The organism is Cryobacterium sp. PAMC25264 (assembly GCF_019443325.1).
Lineage (GTDB): Bacteria > Actinomycetota > Actinomycetes > Actinomycetales > Microbacteriaceae > Cryobacterium.
Genome location: NZ_CP080383.1, coordinates 2,930,060 through 2,949,637, shown reverse-complemented (window position 1 = coordinate 2,949,637; position 19,578 = coordinate 2,930,060). Strand labels below are relative to the sequence as shown.

The 19,578-nt window shown below is 68.2% G+C and carries 21 protein-coding genes, 3 tRNA genes and 1 pseudogene; 13 read left to right on the top strand and 12 right to left on the bottom strand.

The features are described 5' to 3' along the window. Positions 1-45 precede the first annotated feature (45 nt). The 3 genes from KY500_RS13755 to KY500_RS13745 all read right to left on the bottom strand — a co-directional run bounded on the left by KY500_RS13755 (position 46) and on the right by KY500_RS13745 (position 2,018). Entirely contained in the window at positions 46-1,284 is a 1,239-nt protein-coding gene (locus tag KY500_RS13755; protein WP_219901013.1) for an O-antigen ligase, read from the bottom strand. 75 nt (positions 1,285-1,359) lie between these two features. Continuing rightward, on the bottom strand, positions 1,360-1,569 hold the full coding sequence (locus KY500_RS13750; protein WP_219901012.1) for a hypothetical protein: 210 nt from the start codon (positions 1,567-1,569) through the stop codon (positions 1,360-1,362). Beyond that, positions 1,566-2,018 carry a hypothetical protein gene (locus KY500_RS13745; protein WP_219901011.1) on the bottom strand — a complete coding sequence of 151 codons (453 nt, stop codon included), beginning with the start codon at positions 2,016-2,018 and terminating at the stop codon, positions 1,566-1,568. Before KY500_RS13745 ends, KY500_RS13750 begins: the two co-directional genes overlap by 4 nt. Before the next feature lie 186 nt (positions 2,019-2,204). Here KY500_RS13745 and KY500_RS13740 point away from each other — a divergent pair, with 186 nt between their 5' ends. Further along, positions 2,205-2,861, top strand: a complete 657-nt coding sequence (locus tag KY500_RS13740) for a hypothetical protein (protein ID WP_219901010.1) — start codon at positions 2,205-2,207, stop codon at positions 2,859-2,861. A 224-nt stretch (positions 2,862-3,085) separates the two neighbouring features. Next, on the top strand, positions 3,086-4,315 hold the full coding sequence (locus tag KY500_RS13735; RefSeq protein ID WP_219901009.1) for a glycosyltransferase family 1 protein: 1,230 nt from the start codon (positions 3,086-3,088) through the stop codon (positions 4,313-4,315). Positions 4,316-4,344: 29 nt separating this feature from the next. Here KY500_RS13735 and KY500_RS13730 read toward each other — a convergent pair whose 3' ends face one another. The 5 genes and pseudogenes from KY500_RS13730 to KY500_RS19815 all read right to left on the bottom strand — a co-directional run bounded on the left by KY500_RS13730 (position 4,345) and on the right by KY500_RS19815 (position 8,429). Then, positions 4,345-5,361 (bottom strand): hypothetical protein, encoded by a 1,017-nt coding sequence (locus tag KY500_RS13730; RefSeq protein ID WP_219901008.1) that lies wholly within the window; start codon positions 5,359-5,361, stop codon positions 4,345-4,347. Continuing rightward, complete coding sequence (locus tag KY500_RS13725; protein ID WP_219901007.1) at positions 5,358-6,614, bottom strand: MFS transporter; 1,257 nt, start codon at positions 6,612-6,614, stop codon at positions 5,358-5,360. The genes KY500_RS13730 and KY500_RS13725 overlap by 4 nt, the downstream gene beginning before the upstream one ends. Positions 6,615-6,655: 41 nt before the next feature. Continuing rightward, complete coding sequence (locus KY500_RS13720; protein ID WP_219901006.1) at positions 6,656-7,306, bottom strand: hypothetical protein; 651 nt, start codon at positions 7,304-7,306, stop codon at positions 6,656-6,658. Between the two features lie 2 nt (positions 7,307-7,308). Beyond that, positions 7,309-7,919 (bottom strand): annotated as a pseudogene (locus KY500_RS13715) (acyltransferase). Between the two features lie 99 nt (positions 7,920-8,018). Beyond that, positions 8,019-8,429 carry a transglutaminase family protein gene (locus KY500_RS19815; RefSeq protein ID WP_370626816.1) on the bottom strand — a complete coding sequence of 137 codons (411 nt, stop codon included), beginning with the start codon at positions 8,427-8,429 and terminating at the stop codon, positions 8,019-8,021. Between the two features lie 71 nt (positions 8,430-8,500). Here KY500_RS19815 and KY500_RS19810 point away from each other — a divergent pair, with 71 nt between their 5' ends. Next, positions 8,501-8,842: a hypothetical protein gene (locus KY500_RS19810; protein ID WP_370626815.1), complete on the top strand. Its 342-nt coding sequence runs from the start codon at positions 8,501-8,503 to the stop codon at positions 8,840-8,842. A gap of 94 nt (positions 8,843-8,936) precedes the next feature. Here the strand turns inward: KY500_RS19810 and KY500_RS13705 are convergent. The 3 genes from KY500_RS13705 to KY500_RS13695 all read right to left on the bottom strand — a co-directional run bounded on the left by KY500_RS13705 (position 8,937) and on the right by KY500_RS13695 (position 9,292). Beyond that, a tRNA-Phe gene (locus KY500_RS13705) sits at positions 8,937-9,009 on the bottom strand. 67 nt (positions 9,010-9,076) lie between these two features. Beyond that, positions 9,077-9,153, bottom strand: a tRNA-Asp gene (locus KY500_RS13700). 66 nt (positions 9,154-9,219) lie between these two features. Next, positions 9,220-9,292, bottom strand: a tRNA-Glu gene (locus tag KY500_RS13695). 313 nt (positions 9,293-9,605) lie between these two features. Between KY500_RS13695 and KY500_RS13690 the strand changes: the two genes are divergently transcribed. Then, positions 9,606-11,018, top strand: a complete 1,413-nt coding sequence (locus KY500_RS13690; RefSeq protein WP_219901005.1) for a M23 family metallopeptidase — start codon at positions 9,606-9,608, stop codon at positions 11,016-11,018. Continuing rightward, positions 11,011-12,408, top strand: a complete 1,398-nt coding sequence (locus tag KY500_RS13685) for an NlpC/P60 family protein (RefSeq protein ID WP_255579351.1) — start codon at positions 11,011-11,013, stop codon at positions 12,406-12,408. Before KY500_RS13690 ends, KY500_RS13685 begins: the two co-directional genes overlap by 8 nt. Before the next feature lie 71 nt (positions 12,409-12,479). Here KY500_RS13685 and ppa read toward each other — a convergent pair whose 3' ends face one another. Next, positions 12,480-12,971 carry an inorganic diphosphatase gene (gene ppa / locus KY500_RS13680; RefSeq protein ID WP_219901004.1) on the bottom strand — a complete coding sequence of 164 codons (492 nt, stop codon included), beginning with the start codon at positions 12,969-12,971 and terminating at the stop codon, positions 12,480-12,482. A gap of 45 nt (positions 12,972-13,016) precedes the next feature. Between ppa and tilS the strand changes: the two genes are divergently transcribed. The 8 genes from tilS to KY500_RS13640 all read left to right on the top strand — a co-directional run bounded on the left by tilS (position 13,017) and on the right by KY500_RS13640 (position 19,570). Beyond that, positions 13,017-14,048 carry a tRNA lysidine(34) synthetase TilS gene (tilS, locus tag KY500_RS13675; protein ID WP_219901003.1) on the top strand — a complete coding sequence of 344 codons (1,032 nt, stop codon included), beginning with the start codon at positions 13,017-13,019 and terminating at the stop codon, positions 14,046-14,048. Next, positions 14,035-14,595, top strand: a complete 561-nt coding sequence (gene hpt / locus KY500_RS13670; RefSeq protein WP_066597968.1) for a hypoxanthine phosphoribosyltransferase — start codon at positions 14,035-14,037, stop codon at positions 14,593-14,595. The genes tilS and hpt overlap by 14 nt, the downstream gene beginning before the upstream one ends. Before the next feature lie 83 nt (positions 14,596-14,678). Continuing rightward, positions 14,679-16,691 carry an ATP-dependent zinc metalloprotease FtsH gene (gene ftsH, locus KY500_RS13665; protein WP_219901002.1) on the top strand — a complete coding sequence of 671 codons (2,013 nt, stop codon included), beginning with the start codon at positions 14,679-14,681 and terminating at the stop codon, positions 16,689-16,691. Positions 16,692-16,701: 10 nt separating this feature from the next. Beyond that, positions 16,702-17,271 carry a GTP cyclohydrolase I gene (gene folE, locus KY500_RS13660; protein WP_219901001.1) on the top strand — a complete coding sequence of 190 codons (570 nt, stop codon included), beginning with the start codon at positions 16,702-16,704 and terminating at the stop codon, positions 17,269-17,271. A 13-nt stretch (positions 17,272-17,284) separates the two neighbouring features. Then, a complete protein-coding gene (folP, locus tag KY500_RS13655; protein WP_255579349.1) occupies positions 17,285-18,091 on the top strand; it encodes a dihydropteroate synthase in 807 nt (268 codons plus the stop codon). Continuing rightward, positions 18,088-18,498 carry a dihydroneopterin aldolase gene (gene folB, locus KY500_RS13650; protein WP_219901000.1) on the top strand — a complete coding sequence of 137 codons (411 nt, stop codon included), beginning with the start codon at positions 18,088-18,090 and terminating at the stop codon, positions 18,496-18,498. The genes folP and folB overlap by 4 nt, the downstream gene beginning before the upstream one ends. Further along, positions 18,495-19,082: a 2-amino-4-hydroxy-6-hydroxymethyldihydropteridine diphosphokinase gene (folK, locus tag KY500_RS13645; protein ID WP_219900999.1), complete on the top strand. Its 588-nt coding sequence runs from the start codon at positions 18,495-18,497 to the stop codon at positions 19,080-19,082. The genes folB and folK overlap by 4 nt, the downstream gene beginning before the upstream one ends. Continuing rightward, positions 19,079-19,570: a DUF3180 domain-containing protein gene (locus tag KY500_RS13640; RefSeq protein ID WP_219900998.1), complete on the top strand. Its 492-nt coding sequence runs from the start codon at positions 19,079-19,081 to the stop codon at positions 19,568-19,570. The genes folK and KY500_RS13640 overlap by 4 nt, the downstream gene beginning before the upstream one ends. Positions 19,571-19,578 lie beyond the last annotated feature (8 nt).

Below are 19,578 nucleotides of genomic sequence, written 5' to 3'. Positions count from 1 at the left end.
CTAAATCCGCGCGCGGATAGGCCTGCGTATGCGCCGTGAATGTGGCTAGGAGAGCTTATGAGTCAGGAGTCGCCAATACGCTCCGCACAGCCCTATCGTCAAGAATAAAGTGCCCGCTGCCTGGGGAAAAGAGAGAGCATCGAATAAGGCCAATAACGCAGCTCCCGCGGCGAGAGATGCAATCAGCGCGACACCCACATCGCGCGTGAAAAAATCTTTGGAACGTTTTCGCGCGTGCGCCGCTCCGACGGCTGCTGCGACCAGAAGTCCGATCACGGCGAGCAGCCCGACGACTCCGATTTCCATCAGAAGCACCAGGTACTCGTTGTCGAAGATCCGGTACTCGGGAAGGAATGTGCCGAAGCCTCGGCCCGCGAAGGGAAAGTGCGGGAAGAGCGCCTCGATCACCGCGTAGCTGGACGTCCGGGATTGCACGCTGGGGTCGTCGGCGCCGGCGACGAAAAGGTATCGCAGATTGGTGAGGGCCCGAGGCGCGATGATGTAGACGAAGCCCGTCAGCCCGACACCTCCCACGATCATCCAGCGCCGTGCGGTGCGTCCGAGGCCGAAGACCAGCGGTATCACCGAGACGGCCAGCCCGACGTAGGCCGAACGAGAGCTCGAGACCATGAGGGCGAGCACTATGAGGCCGGCCATCACCCACAGACCCACCGCTCGGCCACGTCGCGCGTGCAGGGCGCAGACGATGGTGATCGGGAGGGTCATCGACAGGATCACGGCATACTCCAGCGGGTGTACCGACGTGCCGGCCGGACGGGTCAGCCCCCCACGCAGCACCAGGCTGGAGTAGTCCGCCGACGCCACGAACCCGGGCAGCGGTATCTGGTCCACCAGAGATTGTTGGGTCACGAATTGCAGAAGCCCGAGGGCGGCGATGAGGCCACCCGCAAGCGCGAACCGGTGGACGAAGACCATGAAGCGGTCCATGTTCGGCGGGCCGTCCAGCGCGAGCAACGCAACCCCGATCAGCGCGGCGGCCCGGAGCATGCCGGTGTCGGCCGGGCTGATCTCCGCGGAGGGAATCGCTCGGGTCATCGCGGCGAGGTAACTCAGCAGCAGCGCGCCTCCGACGACGAACACACCGATGCGCACCGGATTGGTTCCGACTTCATCGATCGGTTCTCGCAGCTGGATCCGGTACCAGGCCCACCAGATCAGAGTGCCGAGACCCACGAGTATGCCGATGGAGCCCATGCTGCCCAGGGCGCTGACACGCAATGTGGACGGAATGCCGTAGAGGACCACAAGGTAGATCGTGAGCATGGTGACCGCATCCGGTGCCGCCCGCGGAGTGGCGTGGCGCCTCAGCTCTGTTCCAGTGCGGAGGGAAGTCACCGGTTACGCCGTTGCGGTTTCGTCGCTTGCCGTCCGGGATCGGTATGCCGGCTCGCGCATACGTTCGTTCTCGGGGATGGTATCGAGCTCGTCGAGCTCGCTGAGCTCGTCGGCATCGGCATCGGCATCGGCTTTGGCGTCGGGGTCGGAGCCGGGACGGCGTCGGCGCCGGCGCGCAAGCCCGTCGAAGAATCCGATGAGCAAGACGGTCAAGGCGATGCCCCAACCGCGGCGATGGCGGTGAGCTGGATGCGCGCTCTCGGATTGAGCGTCGCCACGGAGTCGACCGTGATGTCAGACGTCGTGATGAGGGCAGCTGAGGGCACATCGAGGTCGCGCTGCATCGCGCCCAACTCGAGGGGAACCTGTGAGTGAAGGTTCCCGACGAGTTCGAGAGCTTCGGACGCTGTGGGGGCATCCACCTCGATCAGGATCACGGGGGCCGGCGAACCCCGGTCTGTCCCCACGGTGAAGTCGCCTCCGTTGTAGCGCTCCTGGGCCGAGGTATGGGCGTCTTCCGCGTCCAGCCGTTTGGCCAGGACGTCCGACGCCTGCCCGAGCCCACCGAGGAAGAGGTACGGATTGCCCGTATCGCCGACAACCGTCGCAGGCGGCAGGATCAGGACGCTCGCTCTCGCTGTCCAGGAGGCCGGGACGAACATGAAGACGGCCGTCGCTAGACCGGCCGTTAAAACGATTCCTATCAGCAGTAACGGCCAACGCCGGACGAGGCTCAGACCGAGATCGCGGAAGTACATGTCCGACCCACTTCCACTCTTTTGGGGCTTGAGGTCCCCAACATAGACTGAAAGTGCCTTTTGTTGAAGGTTCGAACTAAGGTGCAGGTCATGACCATGGTTCAGCTCCTTCGCGTGATCGCCCGACAGTGGATCATTGTTCTTGCCGCGCTCATGCTCACGGCGCTGTGTGCGGTCCTGGTAGCCCATATGCCAGGGGTGTATTCGGCGCAGGCTTCGGTACGGCTACTTCCGCCGTCGGCGCTGACCGAGGGGGACAACGCCATCGGGGAGCGCGCTGAAGAACTGATCGACTTCGCCGCTCTTGTAGACCGGCAGTACAACGGGAATGCCGCCCAGATTCGATTCGCGTCGCCCAACGTCACTCTGGCCGGCGCCGGTGTGCGTACGGGCGTCAGCGTTCGTCTGGTCAACGACGGGAATCAGTGGAATCTTAACTTTCCCAATCCCGTCCTCATCGTCGATGTCGTGAATCCGGACGCCGAACGTGCGCGAGCCCTTCTGGATGCCACGGTGGCGGACCTCTCCGGCATCGTCACGGAACGCCAGCAGCAGAGCGGCGTCGATGACGCCTACAGCGTCGGGGTCCTGGTCTCTCCCGCCACGGCTGATGTCGTCTACGTGTCGGGTCAACCGACTCGAGCGGTCTTGGTGACCGTGCTCCTGGGCTTGGCCGGCGCCGTGATCATGGCGCTGTTCGCGGATCGTCTGTTCGCCCGACGGAGGGCGCGCCGCCGCACATCCTGAGCTCTCCGCGCGCCCGGTGCCTCGAACAGGGGGGATCGCGGCAGAGCGCATCGGGGCATAATCACTGCACAGCGGCAAGCCGAGCAACACAAGTCCCGCCCGGGGGATCACGGAGTCGAACGCATGAGCAGGAACGATGTCGCGGTCGTGGCGCGACGTACGCTGGCCTCGGACGCACGCTACCGACCGCCTCGCTGCACGGTAATCCAGAACCGGTGCCACCGATGAGGACAACCCCCGGACTCCGGGAGATCGCGCGCCGGGCGCGGCAGGACGGCCTGACCGACGCGACCAGGCGTCTGATCCGGCGCTTCGCTACCAGACTTGACGTCGAAGCCCTCGACTTTCCGCTGCTCGACTCGGACATAGCTGATTCGACCCGCCAGGCGCGCCCACCCGGCGAGCCCATCCCGCCCGGCAGTCCCCTCACGATCGGGTGGGTCTGCACGCCGCCCGGCCCGGGCTCCGGCGGACACACGACCCTGTTTCGCATGGTTGAGGCCGCAGAGCGAGCCGGCCATCGCTGCATCGTCTACTTCTACGACAGGCACGGCGGGGACCATGACCGACACCAGCGCGTGATGCGCCGGTTCTGGCCCGGAGTGTCGGCCGAGGTGCGCAATGCGACGCTGGGGATCGATGGGGCTGATGCCTATGTGGCCAGCTCCTGGGAGAGCGCCCACGTGATCGCCTCCAGGGTGCGTTCGGCTGCGGCATTGCTCTACTTCATTCAGGACTTCGAGCCCTACTTCCACCCGAAGGGCACCCTCTACGCGCTCGCCGAAGACAGCTATCGCTTCGGTTTCGTCAACATCGCGCTCGGCGAGCTCGTGGCCAGCGAACTCGCGGACCGCGGCATCGCGCACTCCATCGTTCCCTTCGGCTGCGACACTGATGTCTACCGGCTGGCTAATCCGGCTGCACAGCGCTCAGGGGTGGTCTACTACACGAAGCCCGGCTCGGATCGACGCGGTTACCGACTCGGTCGACTGGCGCTGGAGGAGTTCCACCGGAGGCACCCCGCAGAGCCCATCCATCTCTACGGTGACGCAGACGACAACTGGCGCATTCCCGTCATTCAACATGGGCGGCTCTCCCCGAGCGCCCTCAACGAGTTGTACAACTCGAGCAAGGCCGGATTGGCGATCTCGTTCACAAACATCACGTTGGTGGCAGAGGAGATGCTCGCCGCCGGCGTGATACCCGTCGTCACGGAAGTCCCGTACGCCCGCGATGTGCTCCGACACCCCGATGTCCAGTGGTCCGTCACCACGCCGGGGGCGTTGGCCGATGGGCTGGGCCGAGCCGTCGACCGGATGATGCCAGGGGTGGCGCGAACGGAGATGGCACAACGGGTCACCCATGGTTGGGGAGCGACGGCGCGCGAGACGATGCGGCTGATCGAGCAGGCGGCCTGGGCGCCGCGGAGTGAGCACTCGAGGCTCCCCACCTGAGCGAAGGACGCCGGCGTGAGCCGCCGGCGCTAGTTAACTACCGACGGCGACCACGCGTGTGCGAGGAACAGCTCGGGGTCGCTCGTGCCGTCGGCGGACACTGACCACACATCGCTGTCGCCGACAGCGCCGTCCCGTCCGAGCCCGTAGAGGATAGTGCCGTCGTCCAGCCAGACGACCTGGTCGTCCACGTTGCGTTTCTCGGGCAGCAGGGTCTCGGTGCCGGTGCCGAGGTCCAGCACGGCGATCGTCCAGTGCGGCGTGGCTGCGGTGGAGACCTCCTTCTTATAAGCGATACGGCCCCCATCGGGTGAGAGCGACGGGCATTCGGCGGTCTCCCTGATGGACGTCAGGGTGCGGGCGGTCAGGTCGCCGCGCACCAGCCAGGTCTGGTTGTTCGACGCCGCTGTCGCATAAAACACAGAGTCGTCGTCGCTGAACGTGACCCCCCAGACGTTCCGGTCGGCCGCGGTGACGCGCACGTCGTCCACGAACAGCGCGAAGTCCTCGAGGTTGCCGTAGTCCTGGCTGCCGTCGGTTCGGGAGATCGTCGTCATGGTGGCGAATCCCACGGTGCCGTACGACTCGCCGGTTACAAACGACGTGGCGGCGACCAGGGTGGAGTCGGCCGAGATGCGGGTGCGGCTGGGCACCCCGGCCAGGGGCCATGAGCGGGTTTCCCGGCCGGCGGCGTCGCTCAGGGTTCCGGTGAATGTCGTGACCACGCCCCGATCGATGTGCAGGCACGATTGCAGGGCGGCGGTGGCGTAGACCCGGTCGCAGGCCTGAGCGGTGACGCTGCGGGCCGCCGTGGGGTCCGACAGGGGAACGGACGCGACGAGGCCATACCCGGCCCCGAGTGCGGTATTGCGAAAGACCACTCGTGCTCCGGCCGGCCGGGTGTCTGTGACCACGGACTCCACCTCGCTGGGGGCGGACGCGCTGGCGCGGTGCTCCGCCCACGCTACGATCCCGTACCCGGCGGCACCGGATAGCAGAACGATGCCGATGATGGCCACCAGCCAGATCCGGCGTCGGGTGGTCATCTCGCCGGCCGCCGGGAGACCACGCCGCGCAACAGGAGCGCCGCGGCCGGGATCACGAGGGCCAGGGCCGCCGCCGCGACCAGCATCGCGTTTTCCCGCCCCAGCGAGAACCAGAGCAGCCCGAAACCGGTGGACGCGATCAGCCGGGTGAGCGCCACCACGGTCTGCGCCGCCGCGATCCCGCTGGCCCGGGCCTCCTCGGGCGTGCACTGCGAGGCCAGGGCGGCCAGGATCCCATCGGTCGCAGCGTAGAACGTGCCGAGGAGGACGAGGCAGAGAACGGTCGCCAGCGGGCCGGCCGTCGGGAGCGCGGCACTGATATACGCGGCCAGCAGGGCGACATGGCCGATGATGAAGACGCGCCCGCGCCCGAACCGGTCCGAGAGCCGGCCGAGTGGGATCGCCAGAAGCAGGAAGGCGACGTTGGTGCCCACGTACAGCAGGGGGAACCAGGCTGCGGCGAATGCCCCCCTGTTCTGCAGGACCAGATAGATGAAGCCGTCGCCGATGGTGAGCATCCCCAGGAGCCCGGCGCAGATCAGAAGGCGGCGGAGCCGTGGATCGGCCAGTTGGCGCCAGCGGAATCGAGCCGGCCGAGGGTCAGTGGCCGCTGCCGCGCGCTCCGCCCTCGGCCTGGTGTTGGGCACCAGGATGCCGAGAATGACGACGCCCAGAATCGCGAAGGTCAGGGAGACCACGAAGACTGTGCTGTACCCGTCGGGGATGAAGAACAGGACCACGAACGCCAGCAGCGGTCCGACCGCCGCGCCGACGGTGTCCAGCATGCGGTGCACTCCGAAGGACCGGCCGAGGTTGTCTGGCGCGGAGGAGGCGACGATGAGTGCGTCCCGCGGGGCCGTGCGGACGCCCTTACCGAGCCGGTCGATCGCGAGGACGGCGACGAGGGCGCCGAACCCGGCGGCGAAGAGCAGGCCGATCCTGGCTAGCGCGGACACTCCATAGCCGAAGAACGCGATCCACTTGGGTTGATCCCCGCGGTCGGCGGCCCAGCCGCCGGCGATGCGCACGAAGGCACTGATGCCCTGGTACAGCCCATCGATGAAGCCGTAGGCGACGGTGGACAGCCCGATCACACCGGTGATGTAGAGCGGAAGGATCGCGGCCACCGATTCGGAGGAGATGTCGGTGAGCATACTCACTACGCCGAGGCTGACCACCACCGACGAGACCTTCGTTGCTGATTTCGTCGGCGCCGTGACGCCGCCTTTCCGATCCGAGAAGGAAATGTACATGGGCGCTCAGTCCGCTGCCGTCAACACCACGCAGGGCACAGTCAGCTCTCCGCAGAGAAAATACCGAGCACTGTGTACTCGGAGCCGCCGTCCACGGGGTTGGCAGTGAGAGTGACGCTGTTCACTCCTCGAGTGAACGCGAGTGCGGATGACCCGTCGGGCGCAGGCACGGGGGCGCCGACCAAACCCAGTGCCGTCAGGGCAGAGGTGTAGAAATCGAGCACTTCTCCGACGGTGAGGGGCGTCTCGGCCACCAGAGCGGCCTGAAGGCGGGAGCCTTCGGTTGTGATGGAGCTGGAGGCGATTGAGGATTGCGGAGCGGCGGGGAGAACCCGATCGGGGAAACCGGCCACCACCGACCCGGTTGCGCTTGACGTGTCCGGCAAGGGCAGCGTCACCAGGGCCGGCAGTGGAGCCGGCTGAGGTGCGGTGCCCGCAGGTGCATCCGGTCCGGTGGCCCGCGACTCTGTCGACTCCCCGGGCTGCGTGGTCGCTTGGGCGTCGGGGAGATGGGGTGCGGGGGTCGAGGCAGGGGATTCCGTTCCCGGCGTTGACGAGGGTGAGCCTGTCCCGCGGGCCTCGGATGTCGCCGCCGGATCGGGCACGACACCGGCCTGCTGCAGGGCCAATGCTCCCGCGGCGAGGAAGGCAGCGGCCGCGAGGGCGACCACGGCCACGAAGCGGCGGCGCATGATCACCGCTCCGGGGAGGCGATCGACAGGGCGCCGTTCACCTCGCGATAGCGCTCTCCGGTGGCCGGACAGGTGAAGAGGCCGTCCCCGGCCGAGACCAGGGGGACTCCCGCTGGTCCGACCCAGCCGACCTGCCGGGCGGGACGCCCACGACTATTGCGTGGTCCGGGACATCCCGAGTCACGACTGCTCCGGCCCCGACGAGGGCCCACCGACCGATCCGGAGCGGGGCAACGCACACGGCACGGGCACCGATCGAGGCCCCAGCTCCGACGTTCACCCCCACGGCGTCCCAATCCTCGGCGCCCTTGCGGCTGCCGTCGACGTTCACGGCGCGGGGGAACATGTCATTGGTGAACACGACCGACGGTCCGATGAAGACACCGTCGCCCAGCACGGCCGGCTCGTAGAGCAAAGCGTAGTTCTGTACCTTGCAATTCGCGCCGAGAATGACGCCGGGGCCGATATAGGCGCCGCGGCCGAGTATCGACCCTGCCCCCAGTTGGGCATCCTCCCGCACCTGGGCAAGGTGCCAGATGGTGACGTCAGGCCCGATCGTGGCGCGCGGGTCCACGTCGGCGGTGGGTGCGATCTGCTCGGTGTCCTGCGTCATGAGTGCCGTCCCGAAAGGTCTGTCAGACAGTGGCGGTGGGTGTGGTCGCCCTCAGTATGACCGGATTACCCCGACTCGGCGAGAGGTGTCGGACAGCGGTTAGCGCAGCCTGGCCAGGGCGGTCGTGTCGTCGCGGGGGAGCTCGTCGGCGACGGCCGTGACGGACAGCACGTTCAGGAGCACGGCGGCTCCGGCGGAGGAGAGGAACGCAGTGTCGGCGGCGTCCCTACCGGTGGCGATCCGCATGAGCGACTGCCGGGGGGCCAGGCCCGTGGCATCCACGACCTGCCAGGCTCCGTCGAGGTAGGCCTCGGCCACGGCGTGGAAGTCCATGGGCGAGAGCCCCGGCGCGTACACCGACACAAGGCGGGCGGGCACGTCGTGGGCGCGCAGGAACGCGATGACGAGGTGCGCGTAATCCCGGCAGACCCCCTGCCGGGCCAGCAGGGTGCGCACCGCGCCATCCGTGGGCAGGCTGGCGCCGGGAACATAGCTGAGGTGCCGGCCCACCAGGTGGTGACGGCGTTGAGGAGCTCGGTGCCGGTGAGGCCGCGGAACTCGGCCTGGGCGGTGGGCCACAGGTGGTCGGACTCGCAGTACCGGCTCGGCCGCAGGTACCGCACAATGTCGATGTCGGTCACCTCGGCCTCGGGCGACTTGCCGGAGACCTCGACGGTGTAGTCGATGTCGATCCGACCGGCCTGCACCGAAACGAGCTGCAAACGGGTGCCGTGCTGGTCCAGGGCCTCCCGGTAGTCCAGCGGCCGGCCGTCCTGCAGGATCGTGAGCAGCTCGGTGGCGCTCGCATCCGCGGCGACGGCGACGGACAGGACCAGCTCGGCAGGCCCCATGGCCTGAAGTTCGAGGTGTGCGGAGGCAGAGCGTTGCATGCCCACATGCTCGCATACATCCGCGAACTGTGAGAAAAGCACCGGATGTGGCGCGTTTTGGGTGCTTAGCTCACGGTTCGCGGGCACAAAAAAGGCCACCTGCGGTAGAAGCCCGCAGATGGCCAAGTGGCCCCGACCGGCGTCGATCCGGTGACCTTTCGATTTTCAGTCGAACGCTCTACCAACTGAGCTACAGGGCCAGAAGGCGGCTACGTGAGCGCCTTCTGTAAGGAGAAAAGCCCCTTCTTTCGAAAGGGCTTGTCGCCTTGGCGACCCTGACCGGACTTGAACCGGCGACCTCCGCCGTGACAGGGCGGCGCGCTAACCAACTGCGCTACAGGGCCAAACTTTAATGCTGTCGTGCTTTGTGCTGTCTAACTTTTCGTGCCGAGTACAACCTACAGTATGCGTAGCCCCAACGGGATTCGAACCCGTGTTAACGCCGTGAAAGGGCGCCGTCCTAGGCCGCTAAACGATGGGGCCGAACTTCCCGGAAGCTGATAACTTCCGACGCATAACTATAAGGTGAGATACGGCCAGAGTTCAAATCGGCCGAATGCGTTGGGGTCGCCCCGACCTTGAACCTGCCCGTTTGCCCCGGAATTCCGGGCCTGGAGCCTCGTTCGGCCGAGACGTCCTTCGGCGTGTCGCATTCACCGCGCCCGCGAATGGTCGGCGATTCTGGCATCGGGCAGGTTACGTTTTTTAGTGGACCCGGCCGCTCAGGCGGGTTTGTTATTGTGACTTGTGTTGCCACAGTGACGGATGTGACAACAAAAAGCCCGATCGGGGAGTTATGAAGAGTACGGCAACCGTGATCAGTCACGGCATTCGCGCCGGCCTGCGCCGAATGCGGCCCGACCGGCTGCGCAGCTCGCGCCGGGCCTCCGGAACCCGTCAGCACGTCATAGGTCTGACCGGCTTCGCCGCCGCCCTCACCCTGGCGGTCACGCTCGCCAGCCCGATCAGCCCGGCCATGGCCGTCGACTACCCGACCTGGGACGAACTCCAGGCCGCCAAGTCGAACACCGCCGCCGCCGCCAATCAGGTCACCCAGATCCAGAACGCGATCGCGGGACTCCAGACCGAAGTCGAACGCACGCAGGCCGAGGCCGAGGCGCGCGGCGTGGAGTTGCAGACGGCTCAGGAGAAGTTCGATGACGCCAGTCGTCGGGCCAGCGACCTGCAGGCCCAGGCAGACGCAAGCAAGACCCAGGCGGATGCCGCCACGCGCCAGGCCGGTCAGCTCGCCGCCCAGCTCTACCGCACCGGCGGAACCGACCTCAGCGTGAACCTCTTCATCGACGGGCAGGAAAGCGGCGAAGGCGCCGACGAACTGCTCTCGAAGCTCGGCAGCATGAGCAAACTCGTCGAACGCAGCACCGATGTCTACGAGCAGGCTCAGACCGCGAACAACACCGCCCAGTCGCTAGGCGACCAGGCCGCCGTCGCGCAGGCCGAGCGGGAAACCCTGCGGGTGGCAGCCGAGGCTGCCATGGCCGCCGCACAGGACGCCGCGGACGCGGCGGCCCAGGCCCTGTCAGAGTCCGAAGCGCAGAGTGTGGTTCTCGAAGCACAGCTTCAGTTCATGCAGGATGCCGAGGCCACCACGGCCGCCGCTTACCAGGCCGGCGTCGTCGAACGTGCCCGCCTGGCCGAAGAAGAGCGCAAGCGTGTGGCCGCTGAGCAGGCCGCTGCCGCGGCAGCCGCGGCAGCGTCCCGGCCGAGCTCCGGCGGCTCTGCCACCGGCACCGCCGGCGCCGGACTCAGCGGCGGATCGATCGGCGGCCAGGGCTGGGCCGTGCCGGCCGGCGGTCGCATCACCGACGGCTTCGGTGCGCGGTCCGTTCTGTGTGGCAGCGGAGGCTGCAGCGGCGGATTCCACTACGGCACCGACATCGGCACCGGCTGTAGCGCGCCGATCTACGCGGCCGCCACCGGTACCGTCACCTATGCGGGTCGCTACGGCACCTACGGCAACTTCATCCTGATCAGCCACGGCAACGGTGTCGAAACCGGGTACGCGCACATCCGTGACGGCGGCATCTTCGTCTCCGTCGGCCAGCGCGTTGACGTGGGCCAGAACATCGCCAGCTCCGGTACCACCGGCGCCTCCACCGGCTGCCACCTGCACTTCGAGGTGCGCACCGGCGGCAACCGCATCAACGCCGTTCCATTCATGTCCGACAGGGGAGCCCCACTTGGCTGACACCACGCCCATTCGCCGCTCGCGCCGTACCTCGGCAGCACTGCTGTCAGCCGCGATGATCGGTTCGGTCGCCGCATCCGCCGGCGTGGCCGCCCCCGCGTTCGCCGATGAGGACTACCCCAGCTGGGACGAAGTCGCCAAGGCCAAGGAGAGCGAAGCCGCCAAGGCGAGCCAAATCGAGAACCTGACCGGGTTGCTCGAGGGCCTGCAGACCTCGTCAGCAGAAGCGTCCCAGGGCTCCCAGATGGCCGCAGAGGCCTACCGGGTGGCCCAGGACGACCTCGACGCGGCCACGGCCCGCGAGGAAAGCCTGAACAAGCAGTCAGCGGTGGCGCAGAAGGCAGCCGACACCTCGAAGATGCGCGCCGGCCTGATCGCCGCGCACCTGGCCAAGACCGGTGCCCAGGACCTGTCGCTCAACCTGTTCCTGAACGGCAACACCGCCGACGACCTGCTCAGCCAGCTCGGCACGGCCAGCAAGCTCAGCGAGCAGTCCGAGACCATCTACCGGCAGGCCGTGCAGGACAAGAACACCGCGGAGTCCCTCATCGCGCAGGCTGCGGCGGCCACCGCCGAGCGCAAGCGCCTGAGCGCCGAGTCCAAGGACAAGTACGACGCTGCCAACAACGCGGCCCAGAGCGCCCAAGCGGCCCTCGACACCGAACTGGCCAAGTCCGCAGAACTCTACGAGCAGCTCGCCCTGCTCAAGGACACCACCGCCGAGGTCGAGCGCGAGTACCAGACCGGTCTGGATGCCGCCGCGTCCGCCGCCGCCCTGGCGAAGGCCCAGGCCGCCGCCGCGGCCGCCGTGAAGAACACCGCACCGGCCGCAGCGGCCCCCGCAGCCCCGGCCTCGGGCGGATCCGCCCCGGCCGCGGCAGCGCCCGCCGCGCCGGCGCCGGCTGCTCCGGCACCTGCTGCCCCTGCCCCTGCCCCTGCTGCCCCTGCTGCCCCGGCGCCGGCGGCCCCTGCCCCGGCAGCCCCCGTGACCACGACGCCCTCTGCGCCCAACGCCTCCGCGGTCGAGACGGCCATCTCGTTCGCCCGCGCCCAGCTCGGCAAGGCCTACAGGCTCGGCGGTGCCGGCCCCGACGTCTGGGACTGCTCTGGTCTGACCAAGGCCGCCTATGCTGCCGCGGGCATCTATATCGGCACGCACTCGGCCACCAACCAGTACAACACCATGGCCGGCCAGGGCAAGCTCGTCTCGCTCTCGCAGGTGCAGGTCGGCGACCTGCTGTTCTGGGGCTCGCCGGGAAATTACTACCACGTGGCGATCTACGTCGGCGGCGGACAGATCCTCGAGGCGCCCGACGTCGGCAAGCCTGTTCGGGTGCACAGCATCTGGTCGGCCGGCGAGGTCGCGCCCTATGTGGGCCGGCCATCCTGAGCCCGGCCGCTTAACGACCGAAGCCGCTCCCCGTCAGGGAAGCGGCTTCGGTCGTTCACGGTTATACGGGGTCAGTGACCCTCGTCCACGAGCTTCTTGAGCCCGTCACGCACGATCTGGTCGGCCTCAGCGGCGTCGCCCCAGCCCTCGGTCTTGACCCACTTGCCCGGTTCGAGGTCCTTGTAGTGCTCGAAGAAGTGCTCGATCTCCTTGCGGGTGTACTCCGGGATGTCGGTGACGTCCTGGATGTGGTCCCAGCGCGGGTCGCCGGCGGGAACCGCGATGACCTTGGCGTCTGAACCGCCGTCGTCGGTCATGTTGAACACGCCGACGGGGCGCACGGACACGCCGACGCCCGGGAACAGCGGGAAGTCGAGCAGCACCAGGACGTCGACGGGGTCGCCGTCCAGGCCCAGGGTGTTCTCGAAGAACCCGTAGTCGGTGGGGTACACGAAGCTCGTGTACAGCACCCGGTCGAGGTAGACCCGACCGGTTTCGTGGTCCACCTCGTACTTGTTGCGGCTACCACGTGGGATTTCAATGACTGCGTCGTATTCGGCCATGGCCTGATATCTCCCTTATTCGAAGTCTGCGGATAACGTTACTGGATGCAGTCCACCCGCCGCCCGCGCCTGTCGCCGGCCATCGCCGACCTGCGCCGCGCAGTGCGGGAGATGCTGCCCGAGAGCGGCCTGGTGCTTGTGGGCCTCAGCGGCGGGGCGGACTCGCTGGCGCTGGCCGCCGCGACGGCATTCGAGGCGCCCCGGGCTGGGCTGCGCGCCGGAGCCGTGATCGTCGACCACGGCCTGCAGGCGGGTTCCGCCGGGGTCGCCCTCACCGCCGCGGCCCAGGCCGCCGGGCTCGGCCTCGACCCGGTCCTGGTGCAGACGGTCGACGTGACGGATGCCGGCGGCGACGGCCCAGAGGCCGCCGCCCGCACCGCCCGCTACGCGGCCTTCGACACCGCACTGGAGCAGACCGGGGCCGTCGCCGTGCTGCTCGGCCACACCCTCGACGACCAGGCCGAGACCGTGCTGCTCGGCATCGCCCGCGGCTCTGGCGCCACCAGCCTGCACGGCATGGCGCCGGTCACCGGCCGGTTCCGGCGCCCGCTGCTGGGCATCCGCCGCGCCCAGACCCGGCAGGCCTGCCTCGACGCGGGTCTCACCGCCTGGTCCGATCCGCAGAACCTCGATCCCCGGTACGCCAGGGTGCGGGCACGCGAGAGCGTCCTGCCGCTGCTGGAGGCCGAGCTCGGCCCGGGTATCGCCGAAGCGCTCGCCCGCACCGCCGTGAGCCTGCGGGAGGACGCCGCTGCCCTCGACGCACTGGTGCCCGCGTTGCTGGCCGGCGCGGTCACGGTGGGGGAGTCTGGCTCCTCGGTGCGGGTCGCCGCGCTGGCCGCCCAGCCGGCCGCACTCCGGCAGCGGATGATCCGGATGGTGGCCGCCGACGGGTTCGGCGCCGCACTTGAACGCAGCCACATCCTGGCCGTCGCACGGCTGGTCACGCACTGGCGCGGGCAGAAGGCGCTCGACCTGCCAGGCGTTAGAGTGGAACGGCAGGGGGACATGCTCTTCTTTTCGGCAGCTCGACACACCCAGAACAAAGGACCTTTCCGCTCCCATGGAACCTCGTGACATTGACGGCGACCTCACCGAAATCCTGATCGAGGAGGCCGAGATCCGGGCCCGACTGGCCGAGATGTCACGGCAGATCGAAGCGGACTACGCCGGCAAGGACCTGCTCCTGGTGGGCGTGCTCAAGGGCGCGGTCATGGTCATGGCCGATCTGGCCCGCGAACTCGTGCACCCGGTGACCATGGACTGGATGGCCGTCTCGTCGTACGGCTCCGGCACCCAGTCCAGCGGTGTCGTGCGCATCCTCAAGGACCTCGACACCGACCTGCACGGCCGACACGTGCTTATCGTCGAGGACATCATCGACTCCGGCCTGACCCTCTCCTGGCTGATGGCCAACCTCAATTCCCGAGGCCCCGCCTCCCTGGAGATCTGCGCCCTGCTGCGGAAGCCCGACGCTGCCCGTGTCGAGATCGACGTGAAATACCTGGGCTTCGACATCCCCAACCAGTTCGTCGTGGGCTACGGCCTGGACTACGCGGAGAAGTACCGCAACCTGCGTTCGGTCGGGGTGCTCGCACCGCACGTGTACTCCACGGGCGAGTAGCGCCACTTCCCGGCGTATTCCAGTTCCCCTTTGGGCGAACACTCGGTGTTCCCCCAGTGCGGGAGCGGTAGCCTGTCACCACCATGAACGTCAAGAAACTTCTGCGCGGGCCGCTCCTCTACATCATCCTTGCGGTAATCGCCGTCTGGGTGGGGTCGAGCCTCCTCACCATGTCGGGCTTCCGCGAGATCTCCACCCAACAGGGGCTGGACTTCCTGAAGGATGGCAAGGTCTCCGAGGCCAAGATCGTCGACGGCGACCAGCGCGTTGACCTCACCCTCACCAAGGCCGATGCCACCTACGGCGAGCAGGTGCAGTTCTACTACGTCGCCCCGCGCGGCGAAGAGGTCGTGAACGCCGTCACGGCCGCCGACCCCAAGGATGGCTTCACCGACGAGGTGCCCCAGTCCAGCTGGTTCCTCTCGCTGCTGGGCATCCTGCTGCCGGTGCTCCTGATCGGTGCGTTCTTCTGGCTGATGCTCTCCGGTATGCAGGGCGGCGGCAACAAGGTCATGCAGTTCGGCAAGTCCAAGGCCAAGCTGGTCTCCAAGGAGACTCCGCAGGTGAGCTTCGCCGACGTCGCCGGAGCCGACGAGGCCATCGAGGAACTGCAGGAGATCAAGGACTTCCTCAAGGAACCGGCCAAGTTCCAGGCCGTCGGCGCGCGCATCCCCAAGGGTGTGCTGCTCTACGGCCCTCCCGGAACCGGTAAGACCCTGCTTGCCCGCGCTGTCGCCGGCGAGGCCGGGGTGCCGTTCTATTCCATCTCCGGATCCGACTTCGTCGAGATGTTCGTGGGTGTCGGTGCCAGCCGCGTGCGTGACCTGTTCCAGCAGGCCAAGGAGAACTCCCCGGCGATCATCTTCGTCGACGAGATCGACGCCGTCGGACGCCACCGCGGTGCCGGCATGGGCGGCGGGCACGACGAACGCGAGCAGACCCTCAACCAGCTGCTGGTGGAGATGGACGGCTTCGACGTCAAGACCAACGTGATCCTCATCGCGGCGACCAACCGCCCCGACATCCTCGACCCGGCGCTTCTGCGGCCCGGCCGCTTCGACCGGCAGATCGGCGTGGATGCGCCGGACATGCACGGCCGCAAGCGCATCCTCGAGGTGCACGCCAAGGGCAAGCCCATGGCCGCGGGAGTCGACCTCGAGGTGCTCGCCCGCAAGACGCCGGGCTTCACCGGCGCCGACCTGGCCAACGTGCTCAACGAGGCCGCGCTGCTCACCGCGCGCTCCAATGCACAGCTGATCGACAACCGGGCCCTCGACGAAGCCGTCGACCGGGTCATGGCCGGCCCGCAGCGTCGCACCCGCGTGATGCGCGACCAGGAGAAGCTCATCACCGCGTACCACGAAGGTGGACACGCCCTCGTGGCGACGGCTATGCGCAACACCGACCCGGTGACCAAGATCACCATCCTGCCGCGCGGACGTGCTCTCGGTTACACGATGGTGATGCCCCTCGAGGACCGCTACTCGGTGTCGCGCAATGAACTGCTCGACCAGCTCGCCTACGCCATGGGCGGTCGAGTCGCGGAGGAGATCATCTTCCACGACCCCACCACCGGTGCATCGAACGACATCGAGAAGGCCACAGCCACGGCCCGCAAGATGGTCACTGAATTCGGCATGAGCTCGGACGTCGGTCCGCTGAAGCTGGGTTCGGCATCCGGTGAGATGATGTTCGGCCGCGACATGGGCCACCAGCGGGACTACTCCGAGCGGCTCGCCGAGCGGGTGGACACCGAGGTGCGCCAGTTGTTGGAGAACGCCCACGACGAGGCGTACACGGTGATCAACGCCAACCGTGCGATCCTCGACGACCTTGCCGCGAAGCTGCTCGAGCACGAGACGCTCGACCAGACCGCTCTGGTGGACATCTTCGCCGGGGTGCAGAAGCTATCGCCGCGTCCGCAGTGGCTCTCCAGCGACAAGCGCCCGGTCTCCGACCTGCCGCCCATCGCGATGCCCGCGCCGAAGGCTCCCATCGACGGCGCGGCCGTTGACGGCGGCATCTCCAGCGGCGGCGCCGAGACCGACAAGCCCAAGCGCGCGCCGGCCCGCAAACCCCGCCCCGCGACCGCGTAGCGCGGCGCCCGTGGGAGTCGACCAGCCACGCATCCAGGCGGCCGTCGCCGAGATCCTCGCCGCCATCGGCGAGGATCCCGGACGGCCCGGCCTGGAGACCACGCCGGAGCGGGTCGCATCCGCGTACGCCGAGTTCTTCTCCGGTCTGGGCACCGACCCGCTCGAGCACCTGCGGGACAGCGTGCCCGTGGGGGAGCGCACCGGCGAACTCGTGCTGCTGCGCGACATCGAGTTCCGGTCCGTCTGCGAACACCACCTGCTTCCCTTCCTCGGTATCGCGCACCTCGCCTACCTGCCCGGCAACCACATCGTGGGTCTGGGCAAGCTCGCCGCCGTCGTGGAGACTCTCGCGGCGCGGCCCCAGCTGCAGGAACGGCTGACCGAGGAGATCGCCGACACCCTCGAGGCCGGTCTCGCGCCGCGAGGCATCCTCGTGGTTCTCGACGCCAGCCACGGATGTGTCACCACGCGCGGTCCGCGCCAGTCGCGCAGCTCCACCGTCACCATGGCCAGCCGCGGCGAGCTGGCCCAGCCGGTGGCGCGCTCCGAGATCATCGCCCTCATCGGCGGTTCGCTGTGACCGGGGTACCGCGGTGACCCTCGTCATGGGTGTGCTCAACGTCACACCGGACTCCTTCAGCGACGGCGGACGCTGGGCCAGCACGGAGGCGGCCGTTCACCATGCCCTCGACCTGCACGCCGACGGCGCCGACCTGATCGATGTCGGCGGCGAGTCCACCCGGCCCGGTGCCGCCCGGGTGACTCCCGAGGTGGAGCAAGGCCGGGTGCTCCCGGTGATCGCCGAACTGCACCGCCGCGGCATCGTCACGAGTGTCGACACCCTCAACGCCCAGACCGCCGAGCGGGCCGCCGACGCCGGCGCCGACATCATCAACGATGTGTCCGGCGGCCTGGGCGACCCCGGAATGGCGGCCGTGGTGGCGCGCACCGGGCTCACGTACATCGCCATGCACTGGCGCGGCCATGCTCGCACCATGGACACCCTCGCCGTCTACGACGACGTGGTCGCCACGGTGGTCGCGGAACTGACCGACAGGGTCGCTGCTCTGGAGGCCGCCGGCGTCAGGCGCAGCCAGATCGTCCTCGACCCCGGGCTGGGCTTCAGCAAGGACGCCGACCAGAACTGGCGCCTGCTCGGCCGGCTGGACGCGTTCTCGGCGCTCGGATTCCCCGTCATGGTCGGTGCCTCGCGCAAACGGTTCCTGGCCGCCCTGCTACCGGACGACGCGCCCATCGTGAACCGGGACCTGCCGACCGCCGTGCTCAGCGTGCTCGCCGCCCAGGCCGGTATGTGGGCGGTCCGCGTGCACGACGTGGCCGGCACCCGAACCGCCCTCAACGTGCTGGCCCGGGTCGATTCGGCCAGAATAGGGTCATGAGCACCGACTCGATCACCCTCACCGGGCTGCGGATCACCGCGCACCACGGTGTCTTCGACTTCGAACGCGAGAACGGCCAGGAGTTCGTCATCGACGTCACCGTGTGGCTGGATTTCCGGGCGGCGGCCTCCGGCGACGACCTCTCCCGCACCATCCACTACGGCGAACTGGCCGTCGAGGTGGCGGATGCCGTGCGCCGCGACCCCGTGGACCTCATCGAGACCCTGGCCGAGCGGATCGCCGACGTGGTGCTCGCGCACGACGCCGCCGAACGTGTGCGCGTGACGGTGCACAAACCGCAGGCGCCCATCGAGATCCCGTTCGCGGATGTCTCGGTTCAGATTGAACGCGCGCAGAGCGACCGCGCGCAGCCGACTCTGGTCCACTCGGAAGGGAGCCGAGCATGACGGAGACCAACGACACTCCACGGACCGCGGTGCTGGCCCTCGGCAGCAACCTCGGCGACCGTGAGGCCACCCTGGCCGCCGCCGTGCGGGAGATCGCCGACCTGTCCCAAGCGGAACTCATCGCCATCTCGCCCGTCTACGCCTCCGACGCCGTGAAGACCGACGGTGTGGACCTCGACGCCCCCGGCTACCTCAACCTCGTGGTGAGCCTGCTCTGGTCGGAAGACCCGTATGCCCTGCTCGACGCCGTCAACGGCATCGAGAACGCGCACGGCCGGGTGCGCGAGGAACGCTGGGGGGACCGCACCCTGGACATCGACCTCATCTGCGTGGGCGACCTGCAGATCGACGACGATAGGCTCACCCTGCCGCACCCGCGTGCCGCCGAGCGCGACTTCGTGCTCGCGCCCTGGGCCGACATCGACGCGGATGCCGAGATCCCCGGTCGCGGCCGGGTGACCGAACTCTTGGCCGTCGCCGACCGCACGGCCAGGGCGCATCCGGTCTCCGCCAGCACCGACCCCGCCCACACCGAGGTCGCCCACACCGAGGTCGCCCCCGGTCTGCAGGAGCCCCGGACATGAAGCGCACCTCGCCCACCCCGCTGATCGCCCTCGGCCTGGTCGGCCTGGTCGTCGGGTTCCTGGCCGAATTGGCGGCAACGGCCTTCAGCGCGCCCATCTTCGTTCCGCCACTCACCCTGCCGCTCGCGCTCGTACTGATCGCCGTGATCCTCGTCGCCCTCGCCTGGCCGATCCGGCAGGCCACCCGGGGCCGCTCTACCCGGCGGGTCGACCCGTTCCGGGCCATGCGGGTGGCCTTGCTCGCCAAGGCATCCAGCCTGAGCGGCTCGCTCCTGCTCGGCGTGGGCCTGGGCATCGTGGTCTTCATCCTCACCCGCTCGGTGGTGCCGGCGGTAACATCGTTGTGGCTCGCAATCGGGATGGCGCTCGGCGCGGTGATCCTCCTGGCGGGCGGTCTCGTGGCGGAGCACTTCTGCACACTCCCGCCGGACGACGACCACGATCACGACAACGGGGGACCGAACAATGGCGGAGCAGCCCATGCCTGACAACCTCG